The sequence below is a fragment of the Bradyrhizobium sp. genome, from assembly GCF_030697065.1.
Lineage (GTDB): Bacteria > Pseudomonadota > Alphaproteobacteria > Rhizobiales > Xanthobacteraceae > Bradyrhizobium.
The window spans coordinates 26,949-46,310 of record NZ_JAUYQU010000095.1; the positions used below are offsets into that span (position 1 = coordinate 26,949).

The window sequence follows — 19,362 nt, forward strand, 5'->3', positions numbered from 1 at the left end:
GAGCGATGGTCGAACGGTCGTGAGCGCGTCGGGCGCTTCGTTCGGAAGTCGCTGGACCGGATTGAAGGCAAAACTGGCTTCGTCGACGGGCAATACGCGTTGGCAGGACTTCGACCCGGGATCCCGGCTGCAGCACTGGCGGCATCAATCATGGCCTGCCCTGACGAAAATGCGCGGGCGGCTGCCTCGGGTCAATCTGCCGGGCAAGTATCTCGCGGCGTCGCTGGGGGCGGTGTTGGCGTTCTTCACCGCCTACATCCTGTATTGCGTCGCGACCTTGCCGATCACGGGCGGGCTTCAAGTCGAGGCAACCCAGAGCGCACTGACGTTCGAAGGGGCCCAGGGCGAGGTGTTCGCCGCCCGCGGCGTGTTCAAGGGCGACAGGTTGACGGCCGAGGATATGCCACCGCATCTGGCCCAGGCGATTGTGGCGATCGAGGATCGACGGTTCTTCGACCACATCGGCATCGATCTTCGCGGCATATTGCGGGCCGGGTGGCGAAATTCGCAGGCCGGCGGTACGCGCGAGGGCGGCAGCACCATCACGCAGCAGCTCGCGCGCCTGATGTTTCTCTCGCAGGAACGCACCTTGCGCCGCAAGGTCCAGGAAGCACTTCTGGCGCTGTGGCTGGAGAGCCAGCTGACGAAGGAAGACATCCTTCTGCGATATCTCAACACCGCCTATTTCGGTGCCGGCGCTTACGGCATCGACGCAGCCGCCAAAAGGTATTTCGGGAAGAAAGCCGGCGAATTGTCGCCCGCGGAGTCGGCGATGCTTGCAGGCCTGGTCCGGGCGCCGTCGCAACTTGCGCCCACCCGCAATTTCGGCGGAGCCAAGGAGCGGCAGGAGACCGTGCTGCAAACGATGGTGGAAACCGAGGTCTTGACCGCCGCCGAGGCGGAAGCCATTCGCGGCGAACCTGTCAATCTGCGAACGCCCCCGGAAACGCCGCCGGGCACCAATTATTTCGTCGATATGGTGGCCGGCGACGTTCGCCGGCTGCTCGGCTCGGCATCGGGCGATCTGACGCTTCGCACCACATTGAACCTGGAATTGCAGAGGCTCGCCGAAGGTGTCATCGAGCGCCGCTTCGAGGCCGAGGGCGCCAGGAAGAACGTCTCGCAGGCGGCACTGGTGGCGCTCGGCAGGGATGGCGCCGTGCTGGCCATGGTCGGCGGCCGTAATTACGAAGCCAGCCAGTTCAACCGCGCCACGCAGGCCAAACGCCAGGCCGGATCGCTGTTCAAGCTGTTCGTTTACTTGACGGCCCTGCAACGGGGCTACACCCCCCAGTCCGTCGTCGTCGACAAGCCGACTCAGATCGGGGAATGGGAGCCGCAAAACTCGAGCGGGCGCTTCCGTGGCAGCATGACGCTGCGCAACGCGTTCGCGAATTCCGTCAATACGGTGGCCGCGCAACTGGGCGACGAGGTCGGTACGCCGGCGGTGATCGACACGGCCAAACGCATGGGTGTGCAATCGACACTGCCGGCGGTGCCGAGTCTCGCGCTCGGCTCGGCCGAAGTGACCCTGCTGGAGATGACGCGCGCGTATGGCGCGGTCGCCGCGGGGGTTCAGGCGATCGAGCCGTATTCGATCCGCTCGATTGCGGGCAATTCCCAGCAGGCGCTCTACACCAAACCCGGGGGTGGCAGCGAGGTCACCGGCCAATTGGGCGCCACCCGGGCGATGATGACCGAAATGCTGCAGTCGGTGGTGAACGAGGGCACCGGAAAGGCGGCGCGCATTCCAAATGTCGCGGTTGGCGGCAAGACCGGGACCACCCAGGAATACCGCGACGCCTGGTTCATCGGATTTACGCCGGATCTCGTGGTGGGCGTCTGGGTGGGCAATGACGACAACACCCCGACCAACCGCGTCACCGGCGGCGATCTTCCGGCCAACATCTGGCGCGATTTCGTCGGCCGGGCTCTGCCAATCGTGTCCAAATCCTCCTCTCGGGTCGCAGGACGAAACACCGACGCGCTCACCCCGGGAAGCGCGCTGACCCCCGCCAACGCTGCCGCCAATGCGACGGCTGCGGCCGGCACGGATACCGGCGTCAGGGGACCTGCAAGCGTCGTCGATCTCGCCACCCTTGCGATTCGCGGCCGGAAAATACAGCTCGAGGGCATTCTCGGCGACGATGATCGACGCGCGATCCGGGCGCTCGCGCGGTTTCTCCGGCGGCGGGAAGTGGTTTGCGAGCCCAGCGGCATGCCGGACCGGCACCGATGCAGCGTCGATGGGCAGAACCTGTCGCAGATCATTCTCAGCGCCGGAGGCGCCCGCGCAACGCCGGACGCGCCCGCGGAATTGCTGGCCTCAGAAGACGAAGCGAGGTCCGCGCGGGTTGGAATCTGGCGGAATATGTGACTGCAGCAGCCTGCGATGTCTTGCGGATGATCGCTTACGCCGTCTTGCGCGGTGCAGCCGTTTCGATATCGCCGGTGTTGGCGTTCCGGTTGGCAGATCCGCCGAGCCAACCCGCGCCAGTCATTCTTCAGCGGTCGGCACGATACTCAGGCCCGCATTTGAGAGTTCCTCGATAATGCGTTTGGCGATTTGCTTTGCCTCTCCGGGATCGATCCGGCCATCTGGATGATCTCTGCGGCAGTCGCAGATCGCTGTGGCAATGATTGAATTCACTTGGTGCGGGTCAGCCAAGGCTCTTCCCTTCTTCGAAAATCCGCAACCCGGATGATCGCCACAGCTGGCAACAACATGACGCTTCAAGAGCGGATATTAGGACAACCACGGATACGAAAAATGTTCCCCTGCCGTTGCCGATGATCCCGGGCTGAAGCCACAGGGACAACTGGCGAGACGCGCTATCGCTTCGCGTCGGCCCGGGTCAATCCGATGATGCGCGGCAGCGCGCCGGTGTGGACCGGTTCGCCCTTGGCGGTTTCCGGCGACAGCGGCGCCCGGGCGGTGGCGTCGGGGAAACGCACCTTCATTTCGCGCAGGAAGCCGTCGAGCGTATCGACGCTGGCCGCCATTTTCGCGATCAGGGCGAATTCGGCGCTGCTGGCCCCACTCGACTTGCTCGCGGTCTCGAACGCGGCCCGATCGGCCTCGCCGCTCATCAGCGGCGCGTATTTCTCGCGGAAGCGCGCCAGCCCGATGGCGTCCTCGGCCAGTGCGTAGCCGACCACCGCGCGGATCACGTCGCCCTTCTCCACCGGGTTCAGGGGTCTGAAGTCGCGCCAGCGGTCGGCGTAGTACAGTTCGATCTGCTCGGCTGACTCGCGCCAGTTCCGCGACGCCCATTGGATGTCCGAGCGCAGCCGGATCGCTTCGCGGCCGGTGATGTTCGAAATGATGTCGAGCGCGAGGGCATGGCGTCCGACGTCGCTCTGGGCGCGCGATTCCAGCAGCAGCCGCTGCGTGCGCAGTTCGCCGGAAAGGTCCGCGATCCGCGTGGTGCGAAGCGCCGATATCGCGCGGTCCGGCTTGCGGGCGGTAAGGTAGACCATGGCCAGCCGCGCGGCGACCTGGGCGCGGGCCGCGCCCTCCAGCCGCCTGTCGACCTGATATTGCAGGAGTTCGGCCGCCTGATCGAGCAGGTCGACCGCGACCAGCCGGTCCGCCAGCCGGCGGATCATCTCGTCGCCGCGCCGTCCGATCGGCGTCAACTCGCTGTATTCGTAGAACATCGCCAGAGCTTCGACCGGGGGAAGATCATCGCCCTTCGGGCTGAGAAAGATCTGGGCGAACAACGCCGCCGACGCATCCTGGCTGGCCCGCGAAATCTCCGAATTCGGCTGCAGCCTTGTGGCGGCCCGGGCCGCCGCCAGCGACTCGCCGTAGCGTCCGATATCGGTATAGATCCGCGCCATCATCTGCAGCGCCCGCACCTCGACCGCGTCGCCGCGCCACAGCACCGACAGCGTCTCCAGTTCGCGCAAGGCGTCGGTCTGGTTGGTCTCGTCGCGGCGCTGGCGCAGGATGATATCGAGCAGCCTGGCTTCGGCGGCGGCGGCGCGGTCAGAAGATTCGATCGCGACCCTGTACTCGCTCTGCGCGTCCTTGTCGTGGCCGAGCGCCTCGGCCAGCCGGCCGAACAGCACCGCCGTCGCCGCTTTCATCTCCGGGGGAACACCGACGACCTGCAGGTCGCTGCCGCGTTTGGCGGCTCCGGAGAAATCCCTGACCTCGAGCGACGCGCGCATCGCGTCCGATATCACGATGCGCTGCAGTTCGATCGGCAGCGAGGTAATGGCGAATTCGACGTTCTTGAATTTCTCCCGCGCTTCCGCCCACTTGCCCTGACGCGCAAGGGCCAGCGCCTTCCACAGCTGAGAATCGTAGTTCGCCCCGATCACGGGATTGGCAAGGTCTTTCAGCCCCTGCTCGGGACGGCCGATCAGGATATTCGCGACCACACGCACCATCAGCGCGATCGAATCCTCCGACCCCGGCTTGGCGTCGGCAAGCGCGAGATCGGCAGCGCCCTTGGCTTCCCAATACATCCCGCGTGACATCAGGAAGCGGGCGAGGTCGATCCGGGCCTGGGTGCGCTGGGCCGGCTCCAATGTCCCCGCGGCGGCGATCAGCTCATCCTGGCGCGCGATGAAGCCCCCCGCCTGATTCTTCCGCCACTCGGCGACGTCGAAAATCGGCCGCACCGCGGTTGTGGCGCGCTCGGAGCCGACGTCGGCCGATGACAGCGTCAGGCCGCCGGGGCGGCCGATGATGACCCTGTCGGGCGCGACCTCGGCGACGACGTCCTCGGAATTGGGATGCACGGCGACGCCGTGGATCGATTCCAGCAGCGACATCTCGACGAAATCCTGCTGCTTGATGAGGCCGCGAACCGGCAGCGACGCCGTGACCACCAGCAGCGTATCGCCGGCTTCCGGATCGATCAGCCGGTGCAACAGGCCGGGTCTCGCCAATGGCACGGTGACATTGGCCCGCGCGGGATCGGTGATATTGCGGAACACCGCCAGCGGCAACTGCGGCGATTGCATCGTGTCGGCAAAGGTGAGCGTCCAGTGCGCGCCTCCCTTGTCGTCGCCGGTCAGCGAAGGCATTTGCGGGCGGTTGAGACGAATGCGGATCGCCTGCCCCGTGTCCAGCGGCAACCGGCTGACATCCGCGATCAGCGCGCCGCCCCTGGAGCGGATCATGTCGACATCGACCGACTGCAGCGAATCGAACACCAGCCACACCGTATCGGCGCGGCGAAACATCGCCGCGGGCGTAGCCGCTGCGAACGCGAACGTCACGCGCAGCGCGTCGCTGTCCCGCCTGGCGGTGACCGTGGCGGGGCCTGGACCGGCCGGCGGCGCCTGCACCGTCGGCGGCGGGTCAAGGGCTGGCGGATTAACATTGACCGGCGGCGAGGCCATCACCTCCGGCGACACATTGGCTGGCGCCTGCGCCACCTTCGGGGTTTCCGGCGGCGGCGCGGCGGCGGCCGTCGTTGATTTTTCCGGGGCTGCGACCACAGCGGCGGCCGCCTGCATGGGCATCGCGTTGGATTGCGGCGCCGGCGGCGGTTCGGACCCGGGCGCGGCCGTCGCCGGCTGATCGGGCCTGATCTCGATATTGGCCTGCCGGGCGAAAGTTTCCGAGGTCAGCGGCGCGACTTCGCCGGGGCGACGGGAGGCCGGGGGCTCCGCAGTTCTCACAGATGCGGCCGGAGCCGGGGCGCGCGATGCATCGGCAACCGGAGACAGCGGCGCCGGTGTTTTCTCCGCCTGCTGGAAAGCAACGTCGATAATGTAGTTCTTCTCCTCGCGGAAGGAGCGGACATCGACATCGCCGATCAGCACGACCTCCACCAGGGAGGTTTCGCTTTCGATTTTCTGGCCGATCGAGGCGATGTTCGGCGGCAGCGCCAGCTTGGCGTCCGCGAGATCGAAAGAGAGCGCGGCGTTGAACAACAGCGACAGCCGCTGGTCGTTCAGCACGCTGGAGACGCTGACGCCATCGGGCATTTCGAATACGAAGCGCACGAAGGTCGGCTGCACCGAGGCGCGAACCCTGATCGGCGGGCGCTTTTGCGCCGCCTGGGTCGCGCGCTGCTGGCGCAGGGCTCGCTCGGCGACCCGGGCGCGTTCGGACAATTCGCGCACCACTTCGGCGGGAAGTGCCGGCGGCTGACCGCTCCATGTATCGGGCAGCAGGTCGACGAACACGCGCTCGCCGGCGGTCATGGTGTTGACGGTCACCTTGCGTGACAGCGACAGCCGAATCGCCGTGCCATCGGGGTCGCGCCGCACCGATCCGACGTAATCAGGCACCGCATCGGACAGCCGGTCGACCGGAATATCCACCGGGCGCCTGAACCGGATCACGAGGATGGAGCCGGCGGTCGACACCTGGGACTCGACATCCTCGGCGAGCTTGAGAACCAGCCGGGCGAAACCGCCCGAGGCCGAAAACGTCGCCTCGCCCTTGACCGGCTCGTTCTGGCCAAACGCAACGGATGTCAGGCCGATCAGGAGCAGCCAGCCGCCGAGACACAGCCGCGCCGTCCGCGCGCAAGCGCGGCCTCGCGACCAGAATCCAGCGGCAGCCATTCGCGCCATTCCAACCGGGTCTTTCAGCTTGGTTCGATCCGTTCGCGGCGGGACACCCTTTGCCCCGCGCCGCTGAATCCTAGAATCGGCGCATTAAGGGCCTGTTAATTATCCGCATTAATTGGATTTTTGCGGCAGCACCTTGCCCTCGATCTTGGGGAGATCGACAACCACAGGGGATTTCTCGGCTCCGGCGCGGCGGGCCATTTCGACCGTCAGCCGTTCGGCCGATTCCGGCTGCATCAGGCCGAGGATGTCGGACATCTTGCGCGGCGCGATCTGCGAGGCGATCTCGAACAGCACGGGCATCTCTAGCCGGTCGAACACCTTGGCCGCGTCCTTCGGCTTCATGCCCTCATACATGGTGATGATGCCCTTGAAGCGGGCGGCGTCGATCTCGCTCTTGGCCCCGGTCGCCGTCGAGATCCGGGATTCGACGGCCTTCATCTCCTCGACCTTGGATTCGATGCGCTTTTCGGCCGACTTCAGCAGGCTTTCGCGAATGTCGATTTCGCGCGCGCGCGCTTCCAGTTCCTGGCGCCGCGCCTGCAGCCGCTCCAGGATCGCGCGTTCCGATGCCGACACCGGCGCGGTCTGCTCGGGATAGACCACGACGCCGTCGGGCTTCGGCGGCTCCGTGGCCGGCGCCGCCGGCTTCGGCGCTTCGTCCTTCTTGGCCGCCACCGACCCCGTGATGTCGGCGGGATCGCCCTTGCCTGCCGACGGGAAGTTGAAGGTTTCCTGCGCCCACGACTTCTTCGCGGGCTTCTGCTGGTGGTCGAACACGTAGCCGCCATCGAGCACCAGGCCCGCGACCTTCAGCACGGCGAGGCCGAGGATCGCGATCAGGACGACCGGAATGACGCGAATGTCGCGGAAGGATTTCATGCCGCCAGGCCGTCAGACCTTCTGCGTTCGGAGAACGCTTGCGCCGCCGCGGCGACCGCCTTGGCCGACGATGCCCTGGGAGCCGCCACCGGCGCCGCCTCCGGCTCCGCCAGCGGCCGCGCGGCGATCGCGATCCTGGACAGCCGCCGGATCACATTGTCGCCTTCGGCGAGCTGCTTTTTCAACTGCTGCGACATCTGCGCCGCCGAGGTCAGCTGGTTGCCGAGATTCTCGTTGACGTCGCGCACGGTGTGCTTGAGGCCGCCGATCGCCCGCTCGGCGATTTCGGTCGCCGTGATCAGTTCGCCGATCGTCGCCTTCAGCGAATGCTCGTCCGCCTTCAGCCGCTTCAGCCGCGTGTTCAGCAGCATGCAATAGCCGATGGTGAGCAGCAGCAGGATCGCCACCAGGCTCTCGATCACAATTCCGAATGAATGACTCATTGGGCCTCCATCAACTTGGTTTGCTCGTCGGCCTTCTCGAACATCGCGAAGGTGGTATTGGGCTTGCGCAATTGCTTGGTGACACGGATGGCGACGCGGTCACCGACCCGCCCCATCCGGCCTTCGGTCAAGAGGACGTTGCCGCAGCGCACCGCGACCAGCGCATCGGCGCGCATGTCCAGCGGCAGGGTGTCGCCGACCTTCAGCATCATCAGCTGCTTGAGCGGGATCTCGGCCTCGTACAGCACCGCATCGACGGAAATTTCCGCCTGCCCCACCTCGGTGGCGAAATGGCCTTCCCAGATCGGATCGCGGCCGAACTTTTCGCCCATGAACATCTGCAGCAACACCGGGCGGATCGGCTCGATGGTGGCGTAGGGCAGCAGCAGTTCGATGTTGCCGCCGCGGTCTTCCATGTCGATGCGCAGGCGCACCAGGATGGCGGCGTTGGCGGGCCGGCTGATAGCGGCGAAGCGCGGATTGGTTTCCAGCCGGTCGATCGAGAAGGTCACCGGCGACAGCGGCCGGAACGCCTGCTCGGCGTCGGACAGCACGACTTCAACCAGCCGCTTGACGAGGTTGGTCTCGATCGAGGTGTAGGGACGGCCTTCGATGCGCATCGAGGTCTGGCCGCGGCGGCCGCCCAAGAGCACGTCGACCATCGAATAGATCAGGCTGGAATCCACCGTGGCGAGCCCAAAATTCTCCCATTCCTCGGCCTTGAACACGCTGAGCACGGCGGGCAGCGGAATCGAATTCATGTAGTCGCCGAACCGCACCGAGGTGATGCGGTCGAGCGAGACCTCGACGTTGTCGGAGGTGAAATTGCGCAGGCTGGTCGTCATCAGCCGCACCAGGCGGTCGAACACGATTTCGAGCATCGGCAGACGCTCGTAGGACACCATCGCGGAATCGATGATGGCGCGAATGCCGGAATTGTCGTCGAGGTTGACTTCGCCGACGGTGAAACCGAGCAGGTTGTCGATTTCCTCCTGCGACAGGACCCGCTCGCCGCCGTTCTTGCCGCCGCCGAAGTCGCGGCTGCCGTCCTCGACCATGGCGGCCCATTGCAGCGCCATGGTGCCGGAGATTTCGTTGGCGGCGGCCGCGGCCGCAGCTTCTGCCGGATCCTCGGAATCCAGCGACGCTTCCCATTGGGCGGCGATGGCGTCCTGGTCGTCTAGGGGATTGCCGGCCATGATGCTAGATCCGTCTCGTCACTGAACGACGATTTCCTTGAACAGCACGGCATTGACCGCGTTCGGCGCGATCGCCACGTTGACCCGCCGGGTCAGTTCTTCCTTGAGGCGAAACAGGCCGGCGGAACCGTTGAGATCGACCGGCCGCAATTCGCGCAGATAGGTCTGGAAGATATCGGTGACGCGCGGCAGCGTCGGCTTGATCGCCTCGACCTGCTTGTCTTCCTTGACCTCGAGCACGACCTTGACCTTGAGATACTGCACGCGCTCGCCGGGCGCCCCGGTCATGTTGACCAGCATCTCCGGCACATCCATGAATACAGGCGGTTTCGCCGCCACTTCGGCCTGCTTGACGTCGCCGCCCTTGTCGCCCCGGAAGAACAGAAACCAGGTCGCCGCACCGCCGCCGAGGATGACGAACACGCCGGCGATCGCGATCATCAGCTTCAGCTTGCCCTTCGGCGCCGCAACTGCTTCAGCGCCATCCGCGCCATCGGCCTGTTCAGTGTCTGCCATCGCCCGCCCGCCACGTTAAGGAGACCAACCCGATGCCGCGAGGCAGGCTTTGATGCGATCCAATGCCCCCGGCGCACCCGCGCTCTCTTGATGGTGACGCTAGGGTAATAATGGTTAACGGAACCTTTCCGCGGAGCCCCAACTAGGAAAAAACTGCCGGGCCAACATGGTCAACAAACCTTTATTGCCGCCCTGGCGCACCCCCGCCAAACTCCTAACCCGTTCAAATATCGATATTTTCCCAACTGGCACGACTTTCGCTGAGGTGCTGGTGAACCGCGGCTTGGGAGAGCCAAGCGGTTCGCACGATCCGCAACCGGGCTTGGGAGAGCAGCGCGCGGATCATTTGAGGGGAGACATACGATGGGGAACCACCTTCTCGTCGGACTATCGCGGCAGGTGACGCTGGAACGGCAGATGGCCGTCGTCGCCAACAACGTCGCGAACGTCAACACCAACGGATTCAAGGCGGACCGCTCGCTGTTCGAGGAATTCCTCACCTCGCGCGCGCATGAAGACAATTTCGTCGGCCGTGACCGCCGCATCAGCTTCGTGCAGGACCGCGGCACCTTCAAGGATTTCTCGCAGGGCGCGTCCGAGCTCACCAAGAACCCGCTCGACGTCGCGATCGACGGCCCCGGCTTCCTCGTGGTGCAGACCCCGGCCGGCGAGCGCTACACCCGCGACGGCGGACTGAAAATCAACAACCAGGGCCAGCTCGTCAACTCCTCCGGTTATCAGGTGCTCGGCGGCTCCGGCCCGATCGTGCTGCAGCCGACCGACAAGTCAGTCACCATTGCCGCCGACGGCAACGTCACCGTGCTCGAAGGCACCAACCGGGTCGACTCGGTGCGCGGCAAGCTGCGGCTGGTCCGTTTCGCCGACCCGCAGAAGCTGGTGAAGGACGGCTCCAACCTCTACTCGGCCGAGGCCGGCGTCGGACCGCAGCCGGACACCACCTCGAAGGTGAACCAGGGTTTCATCGAGAAGTCGAACGTCAATTCCGTGGTCGAGATGAGCCGGATGATCGAGGTGTCGCGCGCCTATACGTCGATCTCGGCGATGCTGCAGCAGCAGGGCGACTTGCGCAAAACCGCCATCGAGAGACTCGCCGAAGTACCGGCATAAGAGAGGATTTATTCCATGCGCGCTATGTACACCGCAGCGACCGGAATGATGGCACAGGAACTCAACGTTCAGGTGATTTCCAACAATATCGCCAACATGCGCACCACCGGCTACAAGAAGCAGCGCGCCGCGTTCCAGGACCTAATCTACGACCACGTCCGCCGGGTCGGCGCGCAAGCCTCCGATCAGGGCACCATCCTGCCCGTCGGCGTCGACATCGGCGGCGGCGTCAAGACCGTCGGCACACCGCGGCTGATGACCCAGGGTACCTTGGCGACCACCGGCAACGAACTCGATGTCGCGGTCCGCGGCGAGGGCTTCTTCAAGATCCAGGTTCCCGACGGCACCTATGCTTATACCCGCGACGGCTCGTTCCAGATGGACGCGCAGGGCCGCATCGTCACCTCGCAGGGCAATCCGGTGCAGCCGACCATCACCGTTCCGCAGAATTCGTCCGGCCTCACCATCAACATGCAGGGCCAGGTCTCGGTGGTGCTGCCGGGATCGACCACGCCCGTCACGGTCGGCCAGATCGGCCTGACCCGTTTCATCAACAAGGCCGGCCTGCAGCCGATCGGCGACAATCTGTTCACCGACACCCCGGCCTCCGGCGCGCCGCAGGACGGCATCGCCAACACCGACGGCTATGGCGACATGCAGCAGTCCAACCTCGAACAGGCCAATGTCGAGGTCGTCACCGAAATCTCCGACCTGATCGCGGCGCAGCGCGCCTACGAGATGAACGCCAAGGTGGTCAGCGCGGCCGACCAGATGATGCAGTCCACCGCCAACATGTTCCGCTGAGGGAGATGATGATGTCAGCCCGTTCACTCGCCCTCGCCCTCGCCTTCGCCTTGCTCGCCGCCGCCGCCGCGACCGCATCGGCGCAAAGCCGAGACGACTTCCTCGCCGCGCCGGTGCTGCGCGCCGAGGTCACGGTCACCGGCGATCTGGTGCTGATCGGCGACGTCATCGACAATGCCGGCCCCGCGGCGCAGATCGCGATCTACCGCGCGCCGGATCTCGGCACCACCGGCGCGATGCCGGTGGACCGGGTGCTGACCGCGCTGCGCGCGCACCAGGTGATCGGCGTCGACACCCGCAATCTGCGGGAGATCTCGATCACGCGGCTGGCCCGCACGCTCGAGAGCAAGGACATCGAGGCGTCGATCGCCCGCGCGCTGCAGCACAGGAACGGGCTCGGCGATGCCGCCAACCTCGTCTTGACCTTCGACCGCGACGTGCAGGATCTGCGGCTGGAAGCCTCCAACACCGGCGCCATGGAGGCGATCTCGACACGATACGACAGCCGCAGCCAGCGTTACGACGTGACCTTCGAAATCTCCAACGAAACCGCGGCCGGTCCGACCAGGCTGCGGTTCACCGGGACCGCGATCGAGACCGTCGAGGCCGCCATCCTGGCGCGCGGCGTCGAGCGCAACGAAGTGATCAAGGCTTCCGACGTGGTGATCGAGCGCCGTCCCAAGGCCGAAGTCGGCAACGACCTCGCCGGGCGCGACCGCGCCGTCGGCATGCAGGCGCGCCGGCAGATGCGGGTCGGCCAGGCCCTGAAGAACGCCGACCTCGCCAGACCCGATCTGGTGCAGAAGGACCAGGCCGTCGTCCTGATCTACCAGGCGGTCGGCCTCCATCTCACCATTCGCGGCAAGGCGCTGGAGGGCGGCACCGAAGGCGACGTCGTCAGCGTGATGAACCTGCAGTCCAAGCGCACCGTCTCCGGCGTCGTCACCGGCCGCGGCCAGGTCACGATCAGCGCAATCCCGATCGTGGCACCGGCGCCCCGCCTGCCCGAAGTCTCCGACACGACCTCGTCGATTCAGTCGAGCCAGGCGGCAGCGCTGGTTGCGATCGCCGCCAACGCCGCCTCCACCCCGTCTCCCAAAACCGAGTAATGGTAATGTACGCTTCCCGCATCCACCGCCTGCTCCTGACCGGCGCACTGCTCATCACCGCGGCGCTTGCCAGCGGCTGTTCCTCGCTCGACCGGCTGTCGCAGATCGGCGAAAAGCCGAAACTGTCGGCGATCGAGAATCCGACGGCGGAGCCCGGCTACAAGCCGGTGCAGATGCCGATGCCGAAGCCGGAGACCGCCTCCTACAACGCCAATTCACTGTGGCGAAACGGCTCGCGGGCGTTCTTCAAGGATCAGCGCGCGGCGAGGATCGGCGACATTCTCACCATCACCGTGAACTTCACCGACAAGGCCAACATGGCCAACCAGAGCCAGCGCAGCCGCACCTCCAAGGAGGATTCCGGCATCACCGATTTCGCCGGCTCCAAGCTGTTGACCGGCGACGCCGCCAAGGTGCTGCCCGGCACGCTGCTGGCCACCGAATCCGCCGGATCCTATGACGGCAAGGGCTCGGTGGTGCGGCAGGAGAACCTGCAGACCAGCGTCGCCGCCGTGGTCACGCAATTGCTGCCGAACGGCAATCTCGTGGTCGAGGGCAAGCAGGAGATCCGGGTCAATTTCGAGATCCGCGAACTGATCGTCGCCGGCATCGTGCGACCGGAGGATATCCAGAGCGACAACACCATCGATTCCAGCAAGATCGCGCAGGCCCGCATCGCCTATGGCGGCCGCGGCCAGATCACCGACGTCCAGCAGCCGCGCTACGGCCAGCAGGTCACGGACATCCTGCTGCCGTTCTGATCAAGAGCTCCCACACTTCATTGCGAACCTAGGCGCGACGAAGTGTTCCAACGCGGCCCCTGCCAGCTCCCCTGGCAGGGGCCGCGGTTGTTTGGGGGCAAAGAGGATCCAGCTCGCCTACCTCGCAATCGATACCGCGCTGTAGATCTGCGTCCCCGTGGTCTCCACGATCCGACCCTTCAGCGACCTGACGAATTCGCGCGATCCCTCGACCGCGAAGTGGGCGCGCAAGGCGGGTTCGTCGGCCCATTGCTCGAAGAAAAACAGGCGAAGCGGGTTCTGGCAGTCGACATGCACCGCATGCGAGATGCAGCCCGGCTCTTTCCGGGAGCGCTCGACATGTTCGAGACAGAGGCGGCGGACGTCGGCGAAAGTGTCCTCCCGCGCCAGGATGCTGCCGGTAACCAGGATCATTTTGTTGTCCCCATGGGGCGCGCCCACTGGTCACGCCATGCGCCGCAATGTGCCGGGCGCCCCGCGATCGTCAAGGCAACGGCTTCGGAGTGCGCCCCTGGAAGATTGACCGATAGCCCGGTCAGATGATATATATCATTGGTATCTATCAAAAAGGGGTTGGGTCATGAGTGCAACCGCCAAGCTCTTCATGCACGGCCGCAGCCAGGCGGTGCGCCTGCCCAAGGAATTCCGCTTCGAGGGCACCGAGGTGCGGGTCAGCAAGATCGGCGACAAGGTCATCCTCGAGCCTGCCGGGAAGAAGCCGTTCGATACCGCGGCATGGCGCGCAAAACTCGGGGAGTACCGCGACATTCCATTCATGGAGGATGGACGCGATCAAGGCACCATCCTTGATGATGATGACGCGGCAGCAATGGCGTGATCTGTATCGATACCAACGTCGCGATCGCAGCCCTCAATGGCCGGCCTCCGCAGATACTTGACCGCCTCGCCGAGGCGCTGATACGCGGCCCTGTTGCCCTGCCCGCGCCGGCGCTGCATGAATTATGGTACGGCGCGGCGAAGAGCACGCGCATTTCCGAAAACGTTGACCGCATTGAGCGGTTTCTGAGCGCTCAGATCGTGATCCTGCCGTTCGACGCGGAAGATGCGCGAGAGGCCGGCTTCATACGCGCCCATCTGAAGCCGCTCGGCATTCCGATCGGCAATTACGATGTGCTGATCGCCGCACAGGCACTGCGCAGGGAACTGACGCTCGTCACCGCCAACGTCGGGGAATTCGAGCGGGTGCCGGGACTGATCGTCGTGAACTGGTCGGCATGATGAAGCGGAGGCGAAATGCCTTCAGTGCAGTTTCAGTACGACCTGCGGCCCGCCGCAACAGGCTTCGCCTTGCGCGGACCGGCGGCTTCCATCTCCCGCAACACCTTGCGCAGGCCGCGCGCCAAGGCCAGGGCGCGCTTGATGTTCTTGTCGGGGGAAGTTTCCTCGAAGAACAGCACCACCTCGCAAGCGGGACACTGCCGGGAATAGCCGCTCTGGATCCGGTGCGCCCGGTCCCGGAACAGATTCCTGCACCGGGTGCAGCAGATTTGAACTGAATCGTCCATCACCGTGGATTCATTCGGGAAAATCGACACTGCCAAAGCGTGGCACGCGCGAGCGCGAACGCCTCGTCGCAGTTAACGCCATCAACCCTGAAATTTCTCGAAACAATGCGCGCCGATGCCGCCGCAACGGGTTCCCGGTTAAGAAACCCTTGCGGCCTGACGCTGCCGGGTTACCGCCGCCTGGCCACGGCGACCCCCAGCAGGAACGCCACCAGCAGCGAGCCGAGCGGGGCTTCGCGGGCGATGTTGGCGAGGATACTGAGCGGCATCCCGGGCTTGCGGCCGGACTCGATGGCGTCGGTGACCCGGTGGGCCGCGCCCTTCACGGCGTCGGTGACTTCCGAGATCGCGGATTTCGGCTCCGGCGCGGGGTCGAGGCCCTCATAGACGTAGGGCGGCTGTGCGGGCTGATCGTTCATGGTTTCAAACTCCGTCATACCCGCAGGCAATCGATCAGACGGAAATTGGTTCCGCGCATCCGCCTGCGCGCCTGCCTTTCAACGGCCGGCGCGCGTCTTTTCGGCGACGGGCGTTTCCCGGTTCAGGCCGGCGGCAGTCCGAGCCCCTGGCCAACCTCGATCCAGATCGGCAATTCGCGCTGATACAGGGCATTGGCTTCCTTGAAGCCGATCGCCGGATCGAGCGCGAAAGTCTTGAGAACTTCCTTCACTTTCGGATCCTGGTTGGCCGCGACAAGGAGCTCCGACAGCCGATCGACGATCGGCTGCGGCGTCGCCTTCGGCAAGGCCCAGCCCGAAAAGCCGCTCACGGTGAAAAACTTCGATGTCGCGCCCTGCTCAGGCAGGGTCTTGACGTCGGGGATCTGGGGCACCCTCCTCGAATGCACCGCGAACAGGGTGCCCTTGTTGCTTTGCAGGACGGACTGCGCGGCCGTATAGCTGCCCATCGCGACATCGAGCGTACCGTCCAGCAACCCTGTCCACATCGGCGCTTCGCCGCGGTAGTGGATCGGCTCGATCTTGAGACCGTATTGCTTGTTGAGTTCGCTGATCGTCATGTGCGGGGCCGAGCCCGCGCTATAGGTGCCGAAGTTCACCTGGCCCTTCTTGCGCGCGAAAGCAACGAAATCGTCCAGTGACTTGACGCCGGATTCCAGGCTCGCGACCAGCAGCAGGCCGGCGCCGGGGATGATGCTGACGAGCGTCAGGTCCTTGTCCATGTCGTAGCCGGGGTTCTTCATCATCACCCGGTTCATCACATAGGTGGTCGAGATCGAGCACAGGATGGTGAGACCATCCGGCGCCGCACGCGCCACTTCCGCGGCGCCGATCGAGCCGGAGGCGCCCGCCTTGTTTTCGATGATGACGTTCTGCCCGACCTGTCTGGAGATGAAATCGCCGAAGGCGCGCGCCAGCAGGTCGGTCTGCCCGCCCGCCGGATAGCTGCAGACCATGCGGATCTGCCGCGACGGCCAGGCGCCCTGCGCCGAGGCTCCGCGCCCGATGAAAGGCATCGCGGCGGCGGCCGTGCCGGCGGCGATGAAGTGACGGCGATTGAATTTCGTTGACATGATTCCTCCCTGAATTTCCGGCGAACCTATCGCATCGGCCGTCTTCTGCAACGTGAGAAAGATGGACAGATCGGCGCATGCAACCAGAAATAAATCTCCTTGCATAATGCCACTTCGACCGCAGGCGCCTGCACAGGCCCGTCAGGTCAGTTTGAGGGTCCCGTCGCCGACCACGCGAAGGTCGATCTCGCCGATCAGCTCCGAACGCTGCAGTTCGGCGGCGCTCATGGCGTCCGTCGTCTGCTGCAACGTACTGACATTCGATCCGAGCGACACGATTCCGCCCAGCACTACGGCGATCGATCCGAGGGCGGCGGGCGCGTTGGCCCCGAACAGGCCGAGCATCGCGAGCAGCAGCAAGCCGACGCCGCCGGCGATGGCCGCCTTGGAAACCAGAATGATCTTCCGGCATCGCTCGGCGGCCTCGGCAAGCTCCTCGAGCCGCGCTTCAAGCCGGGAAATTTCGTCGGTCGCGCTGTCTTCGGCCATCAAATTCAGGATCGGGATCCGCATCGCCAATGTGTCGGTCGTCCCGATAGTCGGGCGCGCCAATGACGAAGTCAAATCGCGGAAGCCGATGCACCGGTTCTAACCGAGCGATCCCGCGACGCCCATGTCGACGTAGCCACGGTTTATGCTGGCACAAATGCCCGGCGGGGGCGGTGTCGGTCACCGAAACCAGCCAGGCCTGCCCGCGTTTCAACGGAACGCTTTGCAATCTCGGAGGTTGGCGCTGACATTTTTGCAGGAGAGAATCATGCGCGCGCTATGCTGGCACGGAAAAGGCGACGTCCGGGTCGATACCGTTCCCGATCCAAAGATCCAGCATCCGCGCGATGCGATCATCAGGATCACGGCCTGTGCCATCTGTGGCTCCGACCTTCATCTCCTTGACGGTTACCAGCCCACCATGGAGAGCGGTGACATTCTCGGCCACGAGAACATGGGCGAGGTGATAGAGCTCGGTTCCGAAGTCAAAAACCTCAAGCTAGGCGATCGCGTCGTGGTGCCTTTCACCATCAGTTGCGGTCAGTGCTGGTTCTGTCAGAAGGGCCTGTTTTCGTGCTGCGACCGCACCAACCCGAATGCCGAGATGGCGGCCAAGGCGATGGGACAATCGCCCGCCGGACTGTTTGGATTCAGCCACATGCTTGGGGGCTATTCCGGCGGCCAGGCGGAATATCTTCGGGTCCCGATGGCCGACGTCGGCCCGATCAAGGTTCCGGACAATGTCACCGACGAACAGGCGCTTTTCCTGTCCGACATCTTTCCGACCGGTTACATGGCAGCCATCAATGCGCAGATCGAACCGGGCGATACCGTTGCGATCTGGGGCTGCGGTCCGGTAGGACAGTTCGCCATCCGGTCCGCGCTGCTGCTGCAGGCCGGGCGCGTCATCGCGATCGATGAAGTGCCTGAACGTCTTGCGATGGCCGAAGCCGGCGGCGCAGAGACTATCGATTTCTCGAAAACCGACGTCTATGACGAACTGATGAAGCGGACCGACAAGCGCGGTCCGGATAGCTGCATCGACGCAGTCGGCTGCGAGGCTTCCGGCCACGGCGCGGCCGATGCGGTGCTCGACAAGGTGAAAGCGGCAACGTTTCTCGCCACCGACCGGGTTCATGTGCTGCGCGAGGCGATCATGTGCTGCCGCAAGGCGGGTACGATCTCGATTCCGGGTGTCTATGTCGGCATGGGCGACAAGATCCCGATTGGCGCGGCGATGAACAAGGGGCTCACCATCAAGACCGGACAGACCCATGTTCAGGCCTACACGGCCCCGCTGCTGAAGCGGATCGAGGCCGGCGAGATCGATCCGAGCTTTGTTGTGACGCACCCGGCCAGCCTCGAAGACGCGCCCGAGATGTACAGGAAGTTTCGCGACAAGGAAGACGGCGTCATCAAGGTCGTGTTGCGGCCCGGCAAATAGCGGAAGCGCCATGGACCCGGGCTTGCGGGATCGTCGTCGGAAACGACGATCCCGTTCTGCGCGAAAAACTGCTACACCGGCTCATGGCGCGGAAACTCAAGACCTTTCGGACGTCGCTGGGCTTCTTCGACATGGCGATAGCGGCGCCGTCGATGAAAGCGGCACTGCAAGCATGGGGTTCGAAGAGCAATCTGTTTCATCAGGGCTTCGCGAGCGAAGTTGACGACCCCGACGTGATCGCCGCCACCCTGTCGAAGCCGGGGGTCGTGCTCAGGCGTCCTGTCGGCTCGGACGGCCCCTTCAAGGAAGAGGCGGAGCTGCCGTCCGACCTTTCCGGCGGGACGGTCAAAGCCCGAACAGGGAAGCAACGCGTCAAGCCCGGCAAGAAATCTGCCGGCAAGACCGACGATCGCGCTGCCCGCAAGGCCGCATTGGCCTATGAGAAGGAGCAGAAGCAGCGCGAAAGCCGGCAGCGCAAGGCAGAAGCCGTCATGGCGAAACGGCGCGCGCGCCGGGAGCAGGCTGTCGCGAAAGCCCAGGCCGCTCTTGAAGAAGCCAACCGCGCGCATGAACAGAGGATCGACGCGATCGACGCCGAGCGCGCCGCTCTCGAACAACGCGCGCAGGCGGAGGACGAACGCTGGAACAAGCAGAAGGAAAAGCTGGAAACCGCATTGCGCCGTGCGCGCGGATGACTGGCCCACCAAACGGAAGCGCCGCGTCGCGCGACCTGCGGCTACCCGTCGGGCAAATCAGTTCCGATTTACAGAATTCGTGTCAAGCCCCTCGCGCAAAAATAATTCTGTTTATCGGAATCAACAATCAGGCTATATGTCTCGCCATCCCGTCCCACTCCGAGGGGCATTGCGCAAAGGTCACCAGTGCGGGACGGGGATGCGGTGGACGCGGATGGCGCTCCTGACCAGGGCGCCTGAAACGGATGCGAAATCGTGCGGTCCTGACACCTCGGTGCTGGTGTCAAGCTTGCGG

At 64.8% G+C, this 19,362-nt stretch carries 20 protein-coding genes; 9 read left to right on the forward strand and 11 right to left on the reverse strand.

Translation table 11 applies throughout. From position 1 onward, the window contains the following. The first annotated feature begins 19 nt into the window (after positions 1–19). Positions 20–2,377, forward strand: coding sequence for a PBP1A family penicillin-binding protein (locus Q8R73_RS07005; protein ID WP_305718809.1), 2,358 nt, complete (start codon positions 20–22; stop codon positions 2,375–2,377). Positions 2,378–2,497: 120 nt separating this feature from the next. On the opposite strand, the gene Q8R73_RS07010 is transcribed toward Q8R73_RS07005, so the two are convergent. The 6 genes from Q8R73_RS07010 to fliL form a co-directional block, all read right to left on the reverse strand. Next, positions 2,498–2,668 (reverse strand): hypothetical protein, encoded by a 171-nt coding sequence (locus Q8R73_RS07010; RefSeq protein ID WP_305718810.1) that lies wholly within the window; start codon positions 2,666–2,668, stop codon positions 2,498–2,500. Positions 2,669–2,832: 164 nt separating this feature from the next. After that, entirely contained in the window at positions 2,833–6,543 is a 3,711-nt protein-coding gene (locus tag Q8R73_RS07015; protein ID WP_305718811.1) for a tetratricopeptide repeat protein, read from the reverse strand. A gap of 108 nt (positions 6,544–6,651) precedes the next feature. Continuing rightward, positions 6,652–7,422 carry a MotE family protein gene (locus tag Q8R73_RS07020; protein WP_305718812.1) on the reverse strand — a complete coding sequence of 257 codons (771 nt, stop codon included), beginning with the start codon at positions 7,420–7,422 and terminating at the stop codon, positions 6,652–6,654. After that, complete coding sequence (locus Q8R73_RS07025; protein WP_305718813.1) at positions 7,419–7,865, reverse strand: DUF6468 domain-containing protein; 447 nt, start codon at positions 7,863–7,865, stop codon at positions 7,419–7,421. The genes Q8R73_RS07020 and Q8R73_RS07025 overlap by 4 nt, the downstream gene beginning before the upstream one ends. After that, positions 7,862–9,064, reverse strand: coding sequence for a flagellar motor switch protein FliM (fliM, locus tag Q8R73_RS07030; RefSeq protein ID WP_305718814.1), 1,203 nt, complete (start codon positions 9,062–9,064; stop codon positions 7,862–7,864). Before fliM ends, Q8R73_RS07025 begins: the two co-directional genes overlap by 4 nt. Positions 9,065–9,082: 18 nt before the next feature. Then, positions 9,083–9,580 (reverse strand): flagellar basal body-associated protein FliL, encoded by a 498-nt coding sequence (fliL, locus tag Q8R73_RS07035; RefSeq protein WP_305718815.1) that lies wholly within the window; start codon positions 9,578–9,580, stop codon positions 9,083–9,085. Positions 9,581–9,943: 363 nt separating this feature from the next. Here fliL and flgF point away from each other — a divergent pair, with 363 nt between their 5' ends. Genes flgF through flgH form a run of 4 tightly spaced genes read left to right on the forward strand, consistent with a single transcriptional unit; the run spans position 9,944 to position 13,382 of the window. Beyond that, positions 9,944–10,708, forward strand: coding sequence for a flagellar basal-body rod protein FlgF (flgF, locus tag Q8R73_RS07040; protein ID WP_305718816.1), 765 nt, complete (start codon positions 9,944–9,946; stop codon positions 10,706–10,708). Between the two features lie 15 nt (positions 10,709–10,723). After that, positions 10,724–11,512: a flagellar basal-body rod protein FlgG gene (flgG, locus tag Q8R73_RS07045; RefSeq protein WP_305718817.1), complete on the forward strand. Its 789-nt coding sequence runs from the start codon at positions 10,724–10,726 to the stop codon at positions 11,510–11,512. 8 nt (positions 11,513–11,520) lie between these two features. Further along, positions 11,521–12,621 carry a flagellar basal body P-ring formation chaperone FlgA gene (flgA, locus tag Q8R73_RS07050; protein WP_305718818.1) on the forward strand — a complete coding sequence of 367 codons (1,101 nt, stop codon included), beginning with the start codon at positions 11,521–11,523 and terminating at the stop codon, positions 12,619–12,621. Between the two features lie 5 nt (positions 12,622–12,626). After that, positions 12,627–13,382: a flagellar basal body L-ring protein FlgH gene (gene flgH / locus Q8R73_RS07055; protein ID WP_371126049.1), complete on the forward strand. Its 756-nt coding sequence runs from the start codon at positions 12,627–12,629 to the stop codon at positions 13,380–13,382. A 117-nt stretch (positions 13,383–13,499) separates the two neighbouring features. Here the strand turns inward: flgH and Q8R73_RS07060 are convergent, their stop codons facing one another. Next, positions 13,500–13,796 carry a putative quinol monooxygenase gene (locus tag Q8R73_RS07060; protein WP_305718820.1) on the reverse strand — a complete coding sequence of 99 codons (297 nt, stop codon included), beginning with the start codon at positions 13,794–13,796 and terminating at the stop codon, positions 13,500–13,502. A gap of 166 nt (positions 13,797–13,962) precedes the next feature. On the opposite strand from Q8R73_RS07060, the gene Q8R73_RS07065 reads away from it, so the two are divergent. Together Q8R73_RS07065 and Q8R73_RS07070 are read left to right on the forward strand one after the other, a co-directional pair. After that, positions 13,963–14,220 (forward strand): antitoxin, encoded by a 258-nt coding sequence (locus Q8R73_RS07065; RefSeq protein ID WP_305718821.1) that lies wholly within the window; start codon positions 13,963–13,965, stop codon positions 14,218–14,220. After that, the gene (locus Q8R73_RS07070; RefSeq protein ID WP_305718822.1) at positions 14,217–14,621 is read left to right on the forward strand and encodes a type II toxin-antitoxin system VapC family toxin; all 405 of its coding nucleotides are present in this window, start codon (positions 14,217–14,219) and stop codon (positions 14,619–14,621) included. The genes Q8R73_RS07065 and Q8R73_RS07070 overlap by 4 nt, the downstream gene beginning before the upstream one ends. A 32-nt stretch (positions 14,622–14,653) precedes the next feature. Here Q8R73_RS07070 and Q8R73_RS07075 read toward each other — a convergent pair whose 3' ends face one another. From Q8R73_RS07075 to Q8R73_RS07090, 4 genes are all read right to left on the reverse strand, one after another. After that, complete coding sequence (locus Q8R73_RS07075; protein ID WP_305718823.1) at positions 14,654–14,908, reverse strand: hypothetical protein; 255 nt, start codon at positions 14,906–14,908, stop codon at positions 14,654–14,656. Between the two features lie 170 nt (positions 14,909–15,078). Then, positions 15,079–15,327: a hypothetical protein gene (locus tag Q8R73_RS07080; protein ID WP_305718824.1), complete on the reverse strand. Its 249-nt coding sequence runs from the start codon at positions 15,325–15,327 to the stop codon at positions 15,079–15,081. 122 nt (positions 15,328–15,449) lie between these two features. Further along, entirely contained in the window at positions 15,450–16,439 is a 990-nt protein-coding gene (locus tag Q8R73_RS07085; protein ID WP_305718825.1) for a tripartite tricarboxylate transporter substrate binding protein, read from the reverse strand. A 141-nt stretch (positions 16,440–16,580) separates the two neighbouring features. Then, positions 16,581–16,928 carry a hypothetical protein gene (locus Q8R73_RS07090; RefSeq protein WP_305718831.1) on the reverse strand — a complete coding sequence of 116 codons (348 nt, stop codon included), beginning with the start codon at positions 16,926–16,928 and terminating at the stop codon, positions 16,581–16,583. A 268-nt stretch (positions 16,929–17,196) separates the two neighbouring features. Between Q8R73_RS07090 and Q8R73_RS07095 the strand changes: the two genes are divergently transcribed. Together Q8R73_RS07095 and Q8R73_RS07100 are read left to right on the forward strand one after the other, a co-directional pair. After that, entirely contained in the window at positions 17,197–18,372 is a 1,176-nt protein-coding gene (locus Q8R73_RS07095; protein WP_305718826.1) for a zinc-dependent alcohol dehydrogenase, read from the forward strand. A gap of 83 nt (positions 18,373–18,455) precedes the next feature. Next, on the forward strand, positions 18,456–19,067 hold the full coding sequence (locus Q8R73_RS07100) for a cell envelope biogenesis protein TolA (RefSeq protein ID WP_371126050.1): 612 nt from the start codon (positions 18,456–18,458) through the stop codon (positions 19,065–19,067). The last annotated feature ends 295 nt before the right edge of the window (positions 19,068–19,362 follow it).